The organism is Streptomyces antnestii (assembly GCF_004005495.1).
Taxonomy (GTDB): Bacteria; Actinomycetota; Actinomycetes; order Streptomycetales; family Streptomycetaceae; genus Streptomyces; species Streptomyces antnestii.
This window is the reverse complement of record NZ_RZYA01000028.1, coordinates 16,748-33,668: the sequence shown is the minus strand read 5'-3', so window position 1 is coordinate 33,668 and position 16,921 is coordinate 16,748. Positions and strand designations below refer to the sequence as shown.

The following is a 16,921-nucleotide window of genomic DNA, read 5'->3' as shown; positions in this document are numbered from 1 at the left end:
TCAGGACTCCTTGGTGGCGAAGGGCAGGGTGGGCTGGTTGTCGCGCTCGCTTTCGGCGAGTTCGGTGGCGACGCGGTGGGTGAGGTTGGTGATGGTGCCGGCGTTGCGCTGAACTGCGGTGAGAGCCTTGGCCACTGTGTCGCTGGGCGGCAGCTGCGAGAGGATCTCGCCGACGACGGCCCACAGGTGCGCGTCAGTGGGCTGCCGGTCGGACTGGGCGACGACAGCGGCGACTGATTCGGTGGCGCCTTGGTCCCAGGCGGCGGCCATGGCCCGGACCACTTCGAATGTCGAGGACTTGTCGCTGACTGTGCTTGGGGCGTCGATTCGCAGCTTGTAGCCGCTCTTGCTCTCGGTGAGGAGTGCGCCCCGCAGATCCTCCAGGCGCAGGTTGTCCGCCTGCGCGAGGAAGCGAGCCTCGCCCTTGGGAACGTCCGAGCGCGCAAAGAGCCGCTGCCAGAAGACGGCGAAGCGGGTCGGCGCGTCGAACGTCTCAAGCGGCAGCTCGTCCAGCTTGAGCGCCGTGGCATCGCGGACTGCGGTGCGCGCCAGGGTGAGGTAGCGGTCGAACTCGGCCTGGGTGCCGTCGGGCTTGAGGATCTTGGCGTAGCGGCCGTAGACCTCCATGGCCGGCCCGATGGCAGCCATGAGCTGATCAGTCAGGGCCAAGCCGTCTCGGTCCCACTCTCGCGCGGCCGTCTTGACCCGCTCGGCGACCTCACGGTCGACCTGAGTGGCGGTGGCGACCGGCCGGTTCGCTGTGGCGACGCGGCAGCCGATCGTGACTGTGACCTTGATGCTCGCCACACCGGTCGAGGCCGTCTCGGTCCTCGACGGCCAGGAGCTGGTGACGACGAAGCCGGCATCGTGCAGGGCACCGACCAGCCGTCGCCACGCGTCAGGGTCGGTGTGTCCGAACACGACGACGAGGTGGCCGTCCGCGCGCAGCACGCGCCGTGCCTCGCCGAAAGCGCGGCTGAGCATCTGCTCGTAGAAGTCGCGCGTGCGATGTTCGCCTGGGGCGTTGCCGCGCTTGACAATGATCTCGTCGGTCTTGTCCTGCAGGCCGTCGCGTCCGGTCTGGTCGAACAAGTCGGGCATCAGTTCGCGAAGCGTGCGGCGAAGCCAGACGTAGAAGAGGTCCGACGCGTCGGCGTAGTCGATCATGTTGTAGTAGGGCGGGTCAGTGATGACGGCGTCCACGGATCCGTCCCGGAAGGGCAGGGCGACCGCAGAGGCTCGCCGGAACCTCCCAGGGCGACCGGCGGGCGACTCACCAAGGACTTTCTTAAGAGCGTTGATGCCGCTCTCGCTAACGCTGGACCACGTGCCCGGGCCGTTCCCCGGCCCCGCCTCGACGTAATCGAAGTTGAACGAGACCTTGCTCTCGTCGGAGAAGACATCAGCGACCTGCACACGGTTCTGAGCTGTGCCGTTCGGGTTGCCGTGACTGAGGAGCTTGGCGCCACGGGTAGCCCGGCGCAGCTGGCGAGGTAGGTTCGCGGCTGCGTACCCGGCCAGCGCCGTGGCGTACCCGGTGCTGACACCGGCCGCGACACACTCAGCAGCAATCTCCTGAATGGCACGGGCAGTTGCGACGAACTTGGTCGTCTGCCGTGCGTTCATGAGGTCTCCGTAAGTGCGGTAGCCGTACCCACTCGCCCTCACGGTGTCCTGGTTCCCCGCAGGTATGAGCTCATCCGGTACGGCGCAAAGGCCAGCCAGCGACGGCAGTGAGGACAGGTCAACCGATGTCGCTACGTTGACCTCCTGCTCGGTCGGCACCCTGAAAACCTTGCGGGATCCCTGAAACTCCTCGCCTACGGCTAGCAAAGCGTCGCGGTACTGACCCGCGTGCCCCATGCTCTTCACGGACTCGAGTGTGTGCACGTGCCCGCATGTGGGGAACGGACACCGCGCGCTCTTCCCCTTCTTGCCAGAAGCAGCGGCGAAGGTCGGCTCCTGGGTCGGCGGCCCGTCGATGACCTCAGTCCGCCACGTGTCCTTGTCCGTGACCAGTCGCAGCGACTGCCCGTCATCCGCCGTGCGCGTATACGGGTGTCGGAGGACGAGAGAGCCAACCAGGGGGAAACGGCGCTTGCAGTGGTCGCACGGGATAGTGACCGCCCACACGAAAGCCCAAGGAAACGCGCCGGTGCTGCTACGCGGGTAAAGCGGAGATGTCGCCGCCGCGACGCGAGACCCGACCTCAGCCAGAACCAGGCGTACATCATTAAGCAGGCGAGGCTCGGCTTCGTCGAAGAGGCCCTCATCCGTTGAAGGACGCCCGAATGGAAGATCCGGCTCCGCAGACCAATCGCGCAGCGTGTAGTCGGCCAGCAAACGACCAGCCAGAGTGGCGACCGGGCTGAGGTCCGTGCCTACAGCGGTCACGCCAAGGCGGGCGGCTTCGAGTGGAATGATGCCGCGACCGCTAAACATGTCGAGAACGACGGGGCGACCCGCCGGATATTGAGCGGCGATCGCCTGACGGAGACGCTGCTGCGCGCCCAAGTCCCCGCGCTCGATCGCAAGACGCACATCATTGTGGTGTATCGCTTGGTTAGGCAGTAGCGCCGCCAACACAGCGGCGCGCGCTTGGGCGATAGGGCGAGAGGCGAACCAGGTGAAGAGTGCCTTTTCGCTGCGGCCGGATCCGGCCGGGGTGCCAACGGCGGCATCGACTGAGGAACACGGGAACCAGTGATCAATGAGGCGGCTGTGCACGTCACTGGCCGTGTCCGCAGTGGTTCTCGTGTCTATCGTCGGCGCCTGAGTGGTGGTGGTCACCGCTGCTCTCCCATCAGCCGACGCAGGTCGGCAACCTTGATCTGGAACCGCTCAATGCGCCGAGGCCCGGTAGCTAGGAGCTTGGCCGGGTCCTGGGCGCGAACGAGGACTGTCGGGGATGTGGCGCAGTTTGCGACGACGTAGAGCCAGTAGTCCTGGCCGCGCTGCTGCGCCTGAGCCCACTCGTGCTGCTCCAGCCACACCGGCTCCAAGCCCGCGTGGAAGCCCTTGACTTCAACGAGGCGTTGTTCTCGGGTCGTGCGGTGTCGGGCGAGCAGGTCATAGCCCACGCCGGCGGTCTGGCGGTCGTCCACGTCGAAACCGAGCCGGTCCAGCTCGGTCAGCACGGTGGCCACCGCGACCGCTTCACTGTCCGGGTCGTAGCCGAGTTGGTCTGCGCGAGCTTCGCCGACGACGTGTGCCCAACCGGCCAAGCGGGGAGCGCTCTGCCCGACCTTGCTGATGTCTTCGAGCTGGGCGAGACGGTGTTGCTTGAGCTCCTCGAAGCGGGACATCCGCTCACGCCGTTCGGTGGCGGGCAGGTCCTCAAGCTCGTCCATGTAGCGGTATTCGACCTGGTCAAGCTGCTGGCGTGCCTTGTCGACCCACGCCTCCCGCTCCGCGCGGGCGCGGGCGACTTCACGCGTGAGCGCCGCGCGGGCTTCCAGTGCGCTGTCGTGCCGCAGGGCCGGGGACAGGGGCGGGGCGCTATGGCTGGCACCGGTTGGCCTGAGCAGCATGAGGGACTCCCAGGCGCTCTCGAATGCTCCGGCGCCGGAGTAGCGGATGAGGACCGGGGACTTGCGTCGCTGGCGTCGGATGCCGTCGTGTACCTCGACTTCGGCGTCGTAGACCAGGACGGTGTAGTTCGTGAGCGACGCGGGGTCGCTGAGGACTGTGCCTCGGACGAGTTCGCTCTCGCCGTTACGCAGCGCGAGGTCGGTCAGTTCGGCGAACGGCTCCTCGGTAGGGCCAAGCACGATGACGTCGTCCAGCCCCTGGGAGCCGTCGTTGATCGCCTGCCGAACAAAGGCGCCGTCTGCAGCGAGCAGCGCCTCGTGCTCTCCGCCGAGTGTGGGCGGTAGCAGCCGATTCGAGGTGACACGGCGGATGCCCTTGGCCGGCCCCGGGCCCAGGCGCCACTGCTCGGCACGGGCGAGTTGGTCGACGAAGCCGTCAACGATGACGGGGTTGATCGCTTCGAGACGGTCGCTACGGAATCGGTCGAGCGCGGCCTCGGTGTTGGCGGGCGTGTGGAGCCGGTCCTCGTCGCTGACCAACTCCTGTGCCTTGGACATCAACTCGGCTGTATCGGGAACCGTGACGGCTTGACCGGCTTGGGCATCGATGAGCGCGCGGGTGTAGTCGAAGTCAGTACGGGCGGCGGTCGCGTCGAGCAGGTCGAAGATGCGTCCGTCGAGCGCCTCTCCGGCTGCCTCCAGGTTGCCGAGCATGACCTCTTGGACTCGGCCCTCGCGGGTATCGGGCGCAACGAGGTGGTAGATGTGCACCGGCTTGGTCTGGCCGATCCGGTGCAATCGGCCCATGCGCTGTTCGAGGCGGACCAGGGACCACGGAATGTCCCAGTTGATCATGACGTGGGCGGACTGCAGGTCGATGCCTTCGCCGCCGGCATCGGTGGAGACGAGGATCTGGAACTCGCCGGCGAGGAACCGTTGTTGGAGCTGGTCGCGATCACGGTGCTTTACTGCGCCTTCGAGGGTGTCGACGCTGTACCCGGCGTGGGCGAACTGGCCGGCGAGCCAGCGGGCGGTGTCGGCGAACTCGGTGAAGATGAGCAGCTGGCCCTGCCCCGGCGTGATGCCGTGCTGGGTGAGGAGCTTCTGGGTGCGTAGCCACTTCGTGGAAGGGCCGGCGGTCGTGGCCAGTTTTATGGTTGCGATGACTCCGTCGATCGCCGTGAGCTCTTCGCTCTTGCTGCGGCTGCGGGCGTTGACGACGATGCCCTCGGCGCGCTCCCATGCCTCGTCGTCCTCTACGGCAAGGTTGACTGACCCGTCGCCTTGAGTGAACTCGTCAGGTATGGGGCGGTCGACCCGGCTGGACGCTGGGCCCTTGAGGGCCTCGTGCCGTCGCGAGATCGTGGCGGCGGCGGCCAGCAGTGCAGAGGCGGCCCTCTTGCCGTAGATCGAGCGGGCCAGGGTTGCATTCTCGCCGTAGTACGTGTCGACGTAGTCCATCACTGCGGTGTAGGCGGCGAGTTCCGGGCCGCTGAGGTCGATGGACACCGTCTCGGCGTACCGAGGCGGGAAGAGATCATTTCCGTCGAAGTCTTTCAGCTCCTCCTTCATCCTCCGTAGGAAGGACAGAGTCGAGGGCCTCAGGGCGTTGTCGTACTCGGTCTGCCGCGGGTCCCAGGGGTACAGCGTGGGGTCGAGGAGACTGAGCAGGCCGCGGAAGTAGTGCTCCTTGCCCCGGTGAGGTGTGGCGGTGAGCAGCAGGAAGTGGTGGGTACGGTTCGCCACCTCCCGCGCAGCGCCGAGGTACTGGGACGTGGGCGTCAGTCGGTGCGCCTCATCGAAGACTGTGAGCGACCACGATGCCCGGGCCCCGGAGATCTTGCGCCGAACGTCCGGGTTGTAGGTGTACAGGTCCACGCTCACGACCCACACACTGACCCGCGGATCGAGGTCGCGAGGGTCTCTGGCGACGTCAGGAGTGACTGTGGCCGCCTCGATCGCGAAGTAACGGCGTAAGTCCCGCTTCCACTTTTCCACGAGGTGCGCGGGAACAATGATCACCGTTCTGCCAGGTATCAGACCCCGCCTCGTGCCCTCGGCGATGTACATACCCGTCATGATCGTCTTGCCAGTGCCTGGTTCGTCGGCGAGCAGGAACCGCAGGCGTGGCTGGGCCAGCATGTGGCTGAACACGGCCTCGTCCTGGTGCGCATACGGCCGCAGCGGGCGCGTGGCAAGGACAGCAGACCGGATGCGGGGGACGGCATACTGCATCCATCGGCCCCACAGTGCGCTGAGCGCCCGGGCAGGATCACCATCAGCGTCGTTGACGGGCACGACAGCCGCATGCAGTTCAGCAAGGCTCAGCGCAACGTCGGTGAGCGTGCCGTCGCTGCGGCGCACGACAAAGTCAACTCCATCGCCAGCACCGGTAGCTGCGACGACGGTGACCATCCCGCCGTCGATGAAGAGTTGACTACCAGGGGACGGTAAATCGTCCGAGTCCTGCGCACTCATACCCAACCCCGCCTGCAACTGACAGCGCCCACCGGACCACGCCCCTAAAAGTCCCTTGCGGCGCCCAGTACCCCCCGAACACCACAGCGAATCGTGCCGAACTGTACGTGTTTATACGAGAGTTGGTTACCAAATGACCTCTGGATCGCCACCCTCAGGCACGTCACTGAGGCACCCCCAGAGGTAGAGCTTCGCTGGTGAGCGGCCGTGTGAATCATCATTCACATAGCGAAGATAATGTGAAGGCTATGTGATCAAAATGTGATCCACTAGCCTCATGGTCAGACTGCACCGCGCGCCTGCGTCGGCACGGCGACGTCCCCAACTAAAGGCGGCTTCCAACCCTCGTGGCCGGCGATGATCCTGGTGTGGCCTCATCGGCATGTCTGGCATGCCGTTCCGGCAAGAGACGCAGGAGCGACGCTTCCTCGAGTTCTGCCCGCAGATTCGGCCCCTCGGCGGCACTGGCCATACCGCTCACCGGGTGCGGATACCGGGCGTCCTCACATGCCGTCCTGGCCCGGGCACTCGGGATTCGCCGCGATCACCTCCGCCTCGTGAGGATGCCGCCCGGCGGGTTCGCCAGCCAGCGCGGGCCTGGTCCGCGGTCGCTGCGAGGCGTCCGAGTTGGTCCAGGCGCGCGGCTACGAGAGCGGCCAGCGAGCGGGTGCGTTCGGCCGGAGGCGGATAGGGGCGGCCGACCAGGGTCTCCCTGATGTGCTCGGGGCGCGTCTGCCCCTGCCCGACCTGAGGGCTGCCTGCGACCAGGTCCTGACCGGCACGGCTGTGGCCAACACGGTCCGGGACTCCACACCCGTCGAACCTTGCCCACCACCACCGCGGGCCCCGCTCCCCCGGCCACGCCACCAACACCCCGTCCAGGACACCCTCTTCGACTGCCCCGACCACTCAAGCACGCAGGCAGACCGGCGCCGGTCCGGGCAGCACTGCTGACCAGCACACAGCTGGCCGCCAGCCGGCGCTTGCCACCCGCCCCCACATCACTACCGGCCCCGGTGCCGACTCCGTGGCTGTCTTCGACACCCATCGGATCCGATGTCGCATCAGCCCGCCCTACAAGAGAAAGGCCCCTCAGCCATGCTGATTTCCCCTGCAACAGCCCAGCAGATACTCGCCGACCTCACGCTGGCGCCATAGACGGTCGCCGATCTCGCGGAAGCCATGCTGAAGGCCCTGGATGCAGCGCACAAGGCCGGGGTCGTTCATCGGGATGTGAAGCCAGCGAACATCATGATGGCTGAGGACGGCCGGATCCTGCTGACCGACTTCGGGATCGCGGCCCACCAGGACGACACCCGCCTCACCACCGTGGGCAGCGTCATTGGAACTCCGGAGTACCTCGCACCCGAACGCATCAACAGCGAGGAGGCCAGGCCCGCGAGCGACCTGTTCGCGCTCGGCGTCACCCTCTATCAGGCCATCGAGGGCGTCCCCCCGTTCAAGAGAACCTCGCCGACGGCCTCGGACGGTGATCTCCGGCCTGCAGGTCCCCGACGAGCGGCTGGACGCCCTTGCCGCCCTGGAGAAACTATCAAGTTGGCGCATCGCCACGAAGGAGATGCCGAAGCCGGCGGCTGCCCCCGGCAACCTCCCGAACCGGGAAACTTCCGGCGTCGGCCGAGCAGATCCGAGACCGCATCCCACGAAGCCGCAGCCGAAGCGGCAGCGTCCCAGCCAGCGGTCGGACGTGGCCTCTGTGCGGACATTGCAGAACTGGGCAGGCGCCCTGGCTCTTTCCATCGAGGCCATGAGCCGCTCCAACCTGGAGTACGACCGACTCGTCCGCGCCGCCCGGACATAGCCCGACTCCAGAAGGCTCAGCCTGCGCCTGATGAGCCGATCTCCGCGGCGCTGGGCTCCCGCTGGAGCGAGGAGGTGCGTGTCGTGGCGGACAGGTGGACCGGGATTGGCCAAGCTGACAGGCAGCTGCTCGAGGTCCTTTCACCTAGGGCGTGTTTCGAAAGTAGCGTCGTCCGCCCGGAGGGCGGGCCCCGCGGCATCTGGTGCGTGCGATCGCAAGGCGCCGGAGCGTCCTAGTGGCGGAGCCACTCGGACGTTTCGGCAACGCCGCGAGCGTGCGTGCCAGACGCCGCGGGGCAGGCGGGACTTTCGAAACACGCCCTAGGCCAGCGTGGTGCGGCGCACCCCGTCCCCGCACCCCCGCTGAACGGGCCGGCAGCCTCGACGACCTGCCCCGGCTAACGAGGCTGCTGGTCCTGCTGGCCAGGGTTGGGCCCAGGGTGGGCGGGCTAACCGCGGCGCTTCGGCAGAACCTGGCCGCCGTTACTCAGGTCCGTCTCCAGATCGCTGAGAAAGCACGGGGCTGTGCGCCCCTTCAATGGCATTCACCGACTGGCGGATTCTCCCCGCTCGGGATGAAGGGACGGTCGGGGACTTCTGGAATCCGGGCGCGGCGAGACTTGCGTGTTGACGGCGTGTGCTCGTGCGTCGGGATCCGTGCGTGCTGGCAAGGTGCTGGGGGCGTCGGACGGCTTCGCGGCGGTATCGAGCAAGGCGCTGATGTCGTCGGCGAAGTGGGGGCCAGGCATGGGGAGGTCGAGGTCGGGCTCGCGTAGGTAGCCGACGGCGACGGCGGTGGGGATGTAGTCCATGAGTTCGTTGACTGCAGCGGAGTGAGTGCGTTCGCTGTCCCGGGCAAGGTGGCGCAGCAGGCGCAGGATTGTGGTGGTGGGCATCTGGGTGACTGGGTGGGTTGCCGGGTGCCATTCCGTCCCGGGTGTGGGGATCGGTTCTTCCTGCTCGGCGTCTTGTGGTGGGGGCTGGACGTCGTTGGTCTGGCTGTGCCACCAGTTGGCTGTTTCGCTCTCGCCCAGGGCGAGGTGGTGGAGGTAGAGGCAGTAGGCGGCGGCGGGTTGGCCGGCTCCTGCGGCGTACTCCCACCAGAAGCGGGCGCCTTCGCTGGTTTCGGTGAGCTGCAGGACGCAAGCCAGGACGAGGGCGCTGCGGGGTTGGGGGACCTGTTCGGTGACGAAGTCGGCGACGTCGGTGGCGGGGGTATGGGTGACGACGGTTTCGCACAGGGCGCGGAGGTCTTCGGCGGCCGCGTTCGGTGCGGTGCTGGTGTCGCCTGAGTGGGGGTCTGGGTGCCGGGGCGGGACGATGTCGCGGGGCACGGTGCGCTCGGGGACGAGCAGGGCCCTGGAGAGGATTTCGTCGATGCGGGTCATGCGGTGTTCCCTTCGGTTTTGGGTGGCGGGTAGATGAGGCTCTCCAGGAACCGGCGGGCGTGGCGTTCGTCGGAGCGCACCGACGCCATCGAGACGCCCAGGAGGGCGGACGCACCCCGTTGCGTGAACCCGCAAAGGGAGCGAAGCACTGTGACGTCGAGCTGGTGGTCGGGCAGGCGGCTGATGGCCTTGAACAGCTCCAGGCTTTCGGTGAACTGGTTCATGCGGTCGATCTGGGTGGTCATGGAGCTGAGGGCGACGGTGTCGAAGGCTGCCGAGCCGAGTTCGGGCCGGCCGTCCAGGTGGGGGGTGCGGGACATGACGGTGGCCCGCAGGACCTCCCAGGCGAACCGCCGATGGTCGGGGCTGGCGAGCGCGTCGTTCCAGCGAAGCCACAGAATGTCGAAGGAGTTCGACACGGCGATGTCGCGCGGAATGTCCTCGAGGAAGCACTGGGCGTAACGCCTGTAGCGGTCTTCGACCAGCTCGCTGAAGGCGCAGTGTTCCAGCGGCGGGGCGGCCGAGGTGGTGAGTGTCTTCTCGCTGCAGCCCTCGACCCACTCCCTGCTCTTGTGGGCCTCCAGGGCGGCTTGGCGCCACAAGGAGTGCAGCGGCCAGTCCGGGAGCTTGAGCTCGGTGCCCAGGCTCAGGACGATCTCCCAGCGCGGGTACAGGCCTGTGCCGCGCAGGAGTTCGGAGATTTTGGACTTGGCCACACGAGCTCGGCCGCTGAGGTCGTTCAAGGTCAGTCCGCTGCGCAGGTAGGTCTCACGTACGGGCTCGAGCCAGGCGCGGTGGGCGCTGCCCACGCTGTCTGCGATGGGCCCGAGCTTGCGTCCCGGGCGTGGTCTCCCAAAACCGGGCGAGTCCATGGAAGTCACGGGGCCTTGCCCTCCTTGTCCGGGAGGGGCGCGCTGCGGTGCCCCGGTCCGGAGGCGCTGTCTGTGCGGGAGGCATGCATGATCTGCTGCACCGTCAGGCCGAGGGCGGGGGCCAGGGTTGCGATCGCCGCAACCTCCCCGAGGGCCACCAAGGCGATGCTCCAGGTGAGAACCCCTGTGGTGGCCACGATGAGCCCCATCTGTTTACGTTCCATTCCGATCACTCCGTTGTGTCGGCTGCCTGTGGCCCCGCGGCCCGTCCGGACGCCGCGGGGACTCTCCGGAGGGCGGGTGCCGGCCGTCTCCCGGAGAGGGCAACCAGCATGGAACGATGGGGAGTTGTTACGCCACGTGATCATGGAATCACGGAACAATGAGTAGCGCGTCACTGCCGACAATCGATCGCCGATGACCGGATCCAGGGGCCAGTCGGCGCGCCCGAGTGGAAGTTCCCGATTTTCCTTGCAATCAGGCCGCGCACCCCCGTCAATGGAAGCGGACGCCATTGGTGTCGGCCTTCCGTCCGGAAGGGCCCGCTCCCGTGCCGAGAAGTTGGGAGCGAGCACGCCGCTCTCGCCTGGCCGCTGATGGAGGCCAGGCGAGAGCGGGGCTCCACGAAGCTAGCCCAGAGCACTGACATTGCCGGGCAGGCCGCAGAAGCACTCCCCCAAAACCCGCATCGTCCATGGACTCAGCACACTCAAGAGGTGTTGTGGCGAGCAGGCCCTGAGGAACGGCGGGCCTTATCCGTCACCGGCCCTCAGTGCACGCGAGTCATAGTGACTACCGCGTGCCGCGCGGTCCCAGCGGCGACCTCCACGACCCAGCGGTGATGCGCTGACCGCTTGAGCTCGCCATCTGTTCCAGTCCTCGCTCGTGCACCGACGCCGCTCACCTGCAGCGCATGCACCCCGGGCAGAACGTGCTGGTCGCCGGGGTGCGCGCCTCCAAGGCCAGGTCGACGAGCCCGGCTCCGTCCTCGAGGGTGACGAAGATGACGCGCCGGTTCAACGGCTGGACAGACACTTTCTGATGGCACTGCGGTCCGCGTGCTTCCACGGTTCCGCGCACGAGCATGAAGCTGTTGCCCAAAGTTCAGGGGCAGAACTTGAGTTGACCTTTCCTCGACGGGGGTACCCATAACGTGGTTCCTGTGATCGACAGCGGCGAGCACGGGGGCCGGTGGGCCATGGTCATGCCTCGTGCGGTCATGTCTCTGCGTCAGCACCTCAAGGCCTGCGGCGGCACGTTGCCCCTCGATGATGTGGTCTCGGTGCTGTTGGACATCGCCGTCGCGCTCAACAGTCTGGACGGCGACACCGTCCACCGCGACCTCAAGCCGGACAACATTCCCCTGGCAGGGAGCGCTCGGATGTACAGCGTTGTATCGGCGTAGCACTTCCGCCGGCCGACGGGCAGCAGCCGTGGCACGCTATGGCCAACTCCCGCTGACATAGGCGGTCTTGGATACAGGGTTTCCTCCACATCAATCTTCGATCAGAGGTTTGATGGTTGGATGCAGGAGTGGAGGAGATACACGCTTATTGCGTGTGCATCTGTGTGTGGCGCAGCGGCTGTGTGTCTGGTGGCAGTGGCCGTCTTCATGGATCTAGCGGCTGCGGACCGGCTGGGCAGCGTGCTGGGGGCTATAGCTGGGCTTGCGGGCCTGTCGCTATCGCTATGGGGACTCGCCGGTTCCGGCCGTCGGTCGATTTCGGTTGAGGCTCATGCCGGCGGTGTGGCGTCGGGCGGCCACGTGGGGCGCGTCGTCGTCGGCGATCGCAACGAGGTGGCTGCGTCCGCGTCGGCACCTCGCCGTGCAGCGCCCTCCGCCGACAGCGTGCGCGCCTCGGGGGCGGGCAGCATCGCTGCTGCTGGAGATGTCGATGAGGTCATCACCGGGGACGGGAATCAGGCGTGAGTCCACCGCCGGTGTGGTCCCGCCGGGACCGCCTCCCGGGCGACGACGGCAACCCTCCCCTGGCTCCTGGCAGTCAGGTGCAGGCGGGCAAGCACTCAGTGGCCGCGGGCGGGGATGTCGGCGCGGTCATCACCGGCGACAGCAACGCCATCACGCATGTCTATGTGGTTCCGTCCGCCGCTCAGCCCGGTAGCGACGAGCCGGTCACTCGCCCTATCAACGCCTGCCATCCACTCGACCTGGAAGTGCATCACGCGATCCATCTCGCTCCCACGGAAGCGATTCTGCCGGTCTATGTGCCGCGCGAGCACGACGCCCATCTGCAGCGCATCGTCGACGCCGCTCGTGGCGGCAGGAGCCAACTGTGTGTGCTGGTGGGGGAATCCTCCACCGGCAAGACCCGTGCGTGCTGGGAAGCGATTCAGGTCCTGGCCGCCGAGGAGTGGCGGTTATGGCATCCCTTCGACCCCACGCGTGCCGACGCCGCCCTGGCCGGCCTGGCCTCAGTGAGGCCGCGGACCGTGGTCTGGCTCAACGAGGCGCAGCACTACTTGGCCCATGCTCAGGTCGGCGAGCAGATCGCCGCCGCCCTGCGTACCCTGCTGGCCGACACTCGGCGTGCCCCCATCCTGGTACTGGGCACCTTATGGCCGGTGCATCGGGACCAGCTGACGTCCCTTCCCTCCTCCGGCGAAGACCCGCATGCGCAGATTCGGCCACTGCTCGCTGGTCGGCAGGTACACGTGCCGGACGCCTTCACCGACGGGGACCTCGTAGCCGTTCGCAGCGCCGCCCGCTTGGACGCGCGCCTCGCGCAGGCACTCGCCGGAGCAGCCGACCGCCGGATCACACAGTTCCTCGCCGGTGTTCCGGCGCTGCTGGAACGCTACGAGCATGCCGGCCCAGCCGCCCGGGCCGTTCTCAACGCCGCCATGGACGCCCGGCGTCTGGGGTGCGGAGTGGACCTCCCCGTGTCGTTCCTCGAGGAAGCAGCCACCGGCTATCTGCCAGGATCCGTCTTCGAGTCCTTGGACGACGACTGGCTCCAGCAAGCCCTCGTCTACGCCGAACGCCCGGTCCATGGTGACGCGAGACTCCTTCAGCGGGCACGCCGCACACCAGGGAGCACTCCCGTGGACAGTTACTTCCGGCTCGCCGACTACATGGAGCAGCACGGCCGTAGGACGCGCCGTGACCTGTGCCCACCGGCGTCCTTCTGGAACGCGGCCCTACACCACCTGCCAGGACCCGCCGACGTCTTCGCACTGGCAACAGCCGCCGAGGCCCGGTGGCGGTTGCGCTACTCCCGGCTGCTTGCCGAGCGTGCCAGAGCGCTCCCCCGGCAGGAGCCCGCTCTCCCTGTTGAGGGTCAGTCCTATGCATCCGACTGGCCGGACGAGTCTGACATCTGGCCGGCAGACCATCCCACCTGCCGTGCCCTGGCTGACCTCGCCTTCGCGGCCGCCGAGACAGACGACTACGAACAGGCTGCAACCCTTGCCCTTGAGGCCGCCTTCTGCTGCCAGCCGGACGCTCTCGCCGACATCGCCCTGCAGCACGAACGAGCCGGACTGACTGCCGAGGCATCCGATCTGGCTCACCGTGCCGCGGCCAACGGTGCCACCTACTGCCTGGGCCGCCTGGCCATGATGCGCGAAGAGGCTGATCTCTACGAACACGCTGAGCACTACGCGCGCGCCGCCGCCGAGTACGGGCTCACGGGCACACTCGCCGAACTCGCCGTACGCCGCGAAGCAGCCGGAAACAAAGAACGCGCCCTCGATCTGTGGGAAGTAGCTGCCGAGTTCGAACATCCGGAAGCCCTGGCAAACATCGCCCGCCTCCAACACGAGGCCTACGACACCGACGGGGCAGCACGCACCGCCCGCGAGGCACTCGACCGCGGCGACGCCCACCGCTTCCACAGCCATCGCATCGAGCCGCTGTGGGAAAAGCTGTGGCCGCACGGCATCGAACCAGACGGCAGCCCCTCCCCGTCCACACCCACAGCGTAGGTGGGTGCTTCGTCGTCAGACGTCCCATCGCTATCACGCTCGACTGGAAAGCGGGCCTGAACAGACACTCATCGTCTGACGGTGTGGTTGGAGGCCGAAGGGGCCTCCGGGCCACTGCAGATCAGCAATGTCGACGATGACGGCCCTGGGTCGGGCGCCGGGCCGGGGCTGGAGCACACGCAGGGGACCGCTTTTCTCGGCGCGGCCCCCTCGAAGGGCATGCACTGCATCCGGCGGTCTCCCCGCCATCTCGTCAAGCTGACGCGAAAAGCGGCGAACTTACGTCCGCCCCCCGACTGGTCTGAGATCCTGGAGACCGATCGAGAGGGGCCGAAGGTATGGAGTGGAAGACTCACGGTGAGCGACAGATCTACACCAACAAGTGGGTGAATCTGTGCCTGGTCGATGTCCAACAGCCTGACGGACGCAGATGGGAGTACCACGTCGTTCGCCTCCGGCACTTGGCCGTGGCCGCCGTCGTCAATGATCAACAAGAGGTCCTGATGATGTGGCGGCATCGCTTCATCACGGACTCATGGGCCTGGGAGTTGCCCATGGGCCTGGTTGAGGAGGGCGAGTCCCCAGAAAACGCTGCGGCCCGCGAAGTATTGGAGGAGACGGGCTGGCGCCCTGGGCCCATCAAGCCCCTGATCTACGCCGAGCCTGCCAACGGGATCACCGACTCGCAGCACCACGTCTTCCGGGCGGACGGCGCGACCTACGACGGGCCGCCCACGGAAGAGAACGAGTCTGACCGCATCGAATGGATTCCGCTCTCAGAGGTACGAGGGATGATCGACCGCCGGGAGATCCTGAGCAGTGGGTCGCTGGTCGGCCTGCTGTACCTGCTTATGGACGAATCGATCCGCTAACAGGTGGGAGGAACTCCCGTAGTCGCGCCTCAAAGGCCAGGGCTACGGGTTCCTGCCTGTGCGGAGCTAATTGGTCGTAGAACTCGCGGAGATGGCCTGACACTCGCTCGGAGGCTACGGCCGATGCCGGCTCCAGAGCGTGCGTGGCGGTGCGGCACGCCTGGTCAAGCTTTCCCTGGTCGAGCTGCGTACGTGCAAGCCAGAACGCGTGAAATGCCCGCCCACGCTGGTTGGTACGGTCCTCCCTGCGTAATGCGTCTGCGATCAAGGGTTCAGCAGTCTCTGCTTCACCCAGTCGGCCGTGAGCGATGCCCGTGTCCACTATGAGCTTCGGCTCGTTGAAGTAGGTCACCCAAGACGGATCCAGGTCACTCGTCTGGATCTGCCCGAACTGATGGTGGGCTTCCCCGATCGCCCGGTGAGTGGAATCGCGGTTGCCCAAGGTGGCATGGGCGAAGGCTTCGCGCATGGACAGCATGGACAAAACGCGTGGGGTACTGCCGAGAGATGACCGCGCTTGGTCCTGAGCGGCGGCGACGAGTGCCAGAGAGTCCGCGGGCTTGTCCTGATACGTGGCCTGCAGGCTCATGCAGGCAAGGACGTTAGCGATGAACTGGCGGTCGTCGACTTCCGTGGCCAGTTGCAGTGCTTCAGTGAAGTAGGCGCGGGCCTGGTTGTACTGGCGGGCATCGAAGTAGGTCCAGCCGACGAGGCACGCGAGCTCGGCTGCGATTTGGTACAGACCGTTCTGGATGGACGGTGGTCGGCTTTCCTTGAGTAGTCCGACTACGTATCGGAGTTGGCCGACGATTGCTGGCCTCAGCGCCTCGCCGCCGTGCTGGTCGTCACGTCGCCAGTAGTCTTCGATGGACGATCGGAACGCTTCAAGTGTGGCTGCACTGAGGCTTGTTCGGGTGGCCAATGCCAGGATGCTGTCCACATCGGGCCCTGGCAGAGAAGCGGGTGTCCGCTTGCTTGACTCTGGCTCTTGAGGCGCCTCGCACTCTGTGACCACGAGGGCCTGAGGCGTTTCCCACGTCCGCCGGGCAAGCCCAAGCATGTGCCCCGGGATTCGTAATCCGTCTGCGATGCGTTCGATGACGTCCATGTGCGACAACCGACGTTGCCCTGCGATGACTTCGCCAACTCGGCTGGGCGTTAGCTCGCAGCGTCTGGCGATCATCGACGGGTAGATGCCCGCCCTCGTCTTCACCAGCCGGAAGACTCTGGCGAAGTCTCGCGCCCGACATGCGCTGATCATCTCGGGGTCGGTGAGCAGCTTTGCAGGAAGTTCCTGGGGCCGGTCGGCGTCGGGCACTGGGCAAGCTCCCACACTGCGAGGGCTACGCAACGTCGCGGATTCTCTACTTGCCGCAATGTTACCCAAGTTGGGTAATCAGCTGGACCTTTTGGCGCCGGCACCCAAATCGCGATCCTCTTGTGCATGGAGAGCAACCAGCAGACCAGACCAGGCATCGGTGAGCTGGCCATGGACAACGCCAGGGACCGTATGGGCGTCGTCATGGGTGAGATCGGCGGCCGTGTGCAGATGAGGCCTATCCGTGGCGGCGTCGAGTGGGATGCCGTGCCGGCCAACGTGGTACCGCTCAGTGCGCGGAAGGAACTGAGCGCGCGTCTGGCAGTGAAGAACGGCAATAGGCGGGTTGGGTTGTGATGCGCGCCATCGGCCGGTACGCCGGGCTCCTATTCATCATCTGCATCAGCGGATCGTGCGGCCTGGTGATCGGCATGGTCCTCGCGATGGACCAATAGACCGGTCGCCCGGGCGTGAGCCAATCCCTCCAGCACCCCGTCAGCGTTCGGGGGTGCCACGCATACCCGCTTCCCCGTCGTCCAGCCCTGGCCCAGGTGCCCAGGGGGAGGCTGAACGTTCCAGTGCAGAGCGGCAGTGCAGTCCGGCCCGTGGGGCGGCGCGCAGCTCCGCGACGGGACCTGGGTCGGCCTACGGAGCGACGTCCCGTGTCTCCACCGACGACCGGCGCCTGCCGACGAGG

12 protein-coding genes and 1 pseudogene are annotated in these 16,921 nt (G+C 66.7%); 6 read left to right on the top strand and 7 right to left on the bottom strand.

From position 1 onward, the window contains the following. Complete coding sequence (locus EOT10_RS36880) at nucleotides 1–2,790, bottom strand: DUF1156 domain-containing protein (protein ID WP_127832766.1); 2,790 nt, start codon at nucleotides 2,788–2,790, stop codon at nucleotides 1–3. Beyond that, on the bottom strand, nucleotides 2,787–6,008 hold the full coding sequence (locus EOT10_RS36875) for a helicase-related protein (protein ID WP_127832765.1): 3,222 nt from the start codon (nucleotides 6,006–6,008) through the stop codon (nucleotides 2,787–2,789). Before EOT10_RS36875 ends, EOT10_RS36880 begins: the two co-directional genes overlap by 4 nt. A 1,182-nt stretch (nucleotides 6,009–7,190) precedes the next feature. Between EOT10_RS36875 and EOT10_RS42330 the strand changes: the two are divergent. Together EOT10_RS42330 and EOT10_RS42325 are read left to right on the top strand one after the other, a co-directional pair. Beyond that, nucleotides 7,191–7,424: pseudogene (locus tag EOT10_RS42330) on the top strand (protein kinase domain-containing protein); the annotation flags it as partial. Nucleotides 7,425–7,497: 73 nt separating this feature from the next. After that, complete coding sequence (locus EOT10_RS42325) at nucleotides 7,498–7,830, top strand: hypothetical protein (RefSeq protein ID WP_223281430.1); 333 nt, start codon at nucleotides 7,498–7,500, stop codon at nucleotides 7,828–7,830. Between the two features lie 544 nt (nucleotides 7,831–8,374). Here the strand turns inward: EOT10_RS42325 and EOT10_RS36865 are convergent. The 4 genes from EOT10_RS36865 to EOT10_RS42720 form a co-directional block, all read right to left on the bottom strand. Further along, a complete protein-coding gene (locus tag EOT10_RS36865) occupies nucleotides 8,375–9,217 on the bottom strand; it encodes a hypothetical protein (protein ID WP_189492571.1) in 843 nt (280 codons plus the stop codon). Next, entirely contained in the window at nucleotides 9,214–10,026 is an 813-nt protein-coding gene (locus EOT10_RS36860) for a sigma-70 RNA polymerase sigma factor region 4 domain-containing protein (RefSeq protein WP_223281417.1), read from the bottom strand. Before EOT10_RS36860 ends, EOT10_RS36865 begins: the two co-directional genes overlap by 4 nt. Nucleotides 10,027–10,094: 68 nt before the next feature. Further along, nucleotides 10,095–10,313: a hypothetical protein gene (locus EOT10_RS36855; RefSeq protein ID WP_127832763.1), complete on the bottom strand. Its 219-nt coding sequence runs from the start codon at nucleotides 10,311–10,313 to the stop codon at nucleotides 10,095–10,097. Between the two features lie 676 nt (nucleotides 10,314–10,989). Beyond that, nucleotides 10,990–11,124 (bottom strand): hypothetical protein, encoded by a 135-nt coding sequence (locus EOT10_RS42720; protein ID WP_262985466.1) that lies wholly within the window; start codon nucleotides 11,122–11,124, stop codon nucleotides 10,990–10,992. Nucleotides 11,125–11,251: 127 nt separating this feature from the next. On the opposite strand from EOT10_RS42720, the gene EOT10_RS36850 reads away from it, so the two are divergent. From EOT10_RS36850 to EOT10_RS36840, 3 genes are all read left to right on the top strand, one after another. Beyond that, nucleotides 11,252–11,494 carry a hypothetical protein gene (locus EOT10_RS36850; protein ID WP_127832762.1) on the top strand — a complete coding sequence of 81 codons (243 nt, stop codon included), beginning with the start codon at nucleotides 11,252–11,254 and terminating at the stop codon, nucleotides 11,492–11,494. A 602-nt stretch (nucleotides 11,495–12,096) separates the two neighbouring features. Next, the gene (locus EOT10_RS36845) at nucleotides 12,097–14,034 is read left to right on the top strand and encodes an SEL1-like repeat protein (RefSeq protein ID WP_127832761.1); all 1,938 of its coding nucleotides are present in this window, start codon (nucleotides 12,097–12,099) and stop codon (nucleotides 14,032–14,034) included. 338 nt (nucleotides 14,035–14,372) lie between these two features. Continuing rightward, on the top strand, nucleotides 14,373–14,906 hold the full coding sequence (locus tag EOT10_RS36840; protein ID WP_127832760.1) for an NUDIX hydrolase: 534 nt from the start codon (nucleotides 14,373–14,375) through the stop codon (nucleotides 14,904–14,906). On the opposite strand, the gene EOT10_RS36835 is transcribed toward EOT10_RS36840, so the two are convergent. Beyond that, nucleotides 14,884–16,224 (bottom strand): NsdA family TPR-like regulatory protein, encoded by a 1,341-nt coding sequence (locus EOT10_RS36835; RefSeq protein ID WP_127832759.1) that lies wholly within the window; start codon nucleotides 16,222–16,224, stop codon nucleotides 14,884–14,886. The two genes, EOT10_RS36840 and EOT10_RS36835, sit on opposite strands and share 23 nt — an antisense overlap. Nucleotides 16,225–16,350: 126 nt before the next feature. On the opposite strand from EOT10_RS36835, the gene EOT10_RS36830 reads away from it, so the two are divergent. Further along, a complete protein-coding gene (locus EOT10_RS36830) occupies nucleotides 16,351–16,581 on the top strand; it encodes a hypothetical protein (protein WP_127832758.1) in 231 nt (76 codons plus the stop codon). Nucleotides 16,582–16,921: the final 340 nt, after the last annotated feature.

What these genes read in the sequence shown, in the direction of transcription:
- EOT10_RS36875 (WP_127832765.1), bottom strand. Translation starts at nt 6,008, where the DNA reads ATGAGTGCGCAGGACTCGGACGATTTACCGTCCCCTGGTAGTCAACTC.
- EOT10_RS36865 (WP_189492571.1), bottom strand. Translation starts at nt 9,217, where the DNA reads ATGACCCGCATCGACGAAATCCTCTCCAGGGCCCTGCTCGTCCCCGAG.
- EOT10_RS36855 (WP_127832763.1), bottom strand. Translation starts at nt 10,313, where the DNA reads ATGGAACGTAAACAGATGGGGCTCATCGTGGCCACCACAGGGGTTCTC.
- EOT10_RS36840 (WP_127832760.1), top strand. Translation starts at nt 14,373, where the DNA reads ATGGAGTGGAAGACTCACGGTGAGCGACAGATCTACACCAACAAGTGG.
- EOT10_RS36830 (WP_127832758.1), top strand. Translation starts at nt 16,351, where the DNA reads ATGGAGAGCAACCAGCAGACCAGACCAGGCATCGGTGAGCTGGCCATG.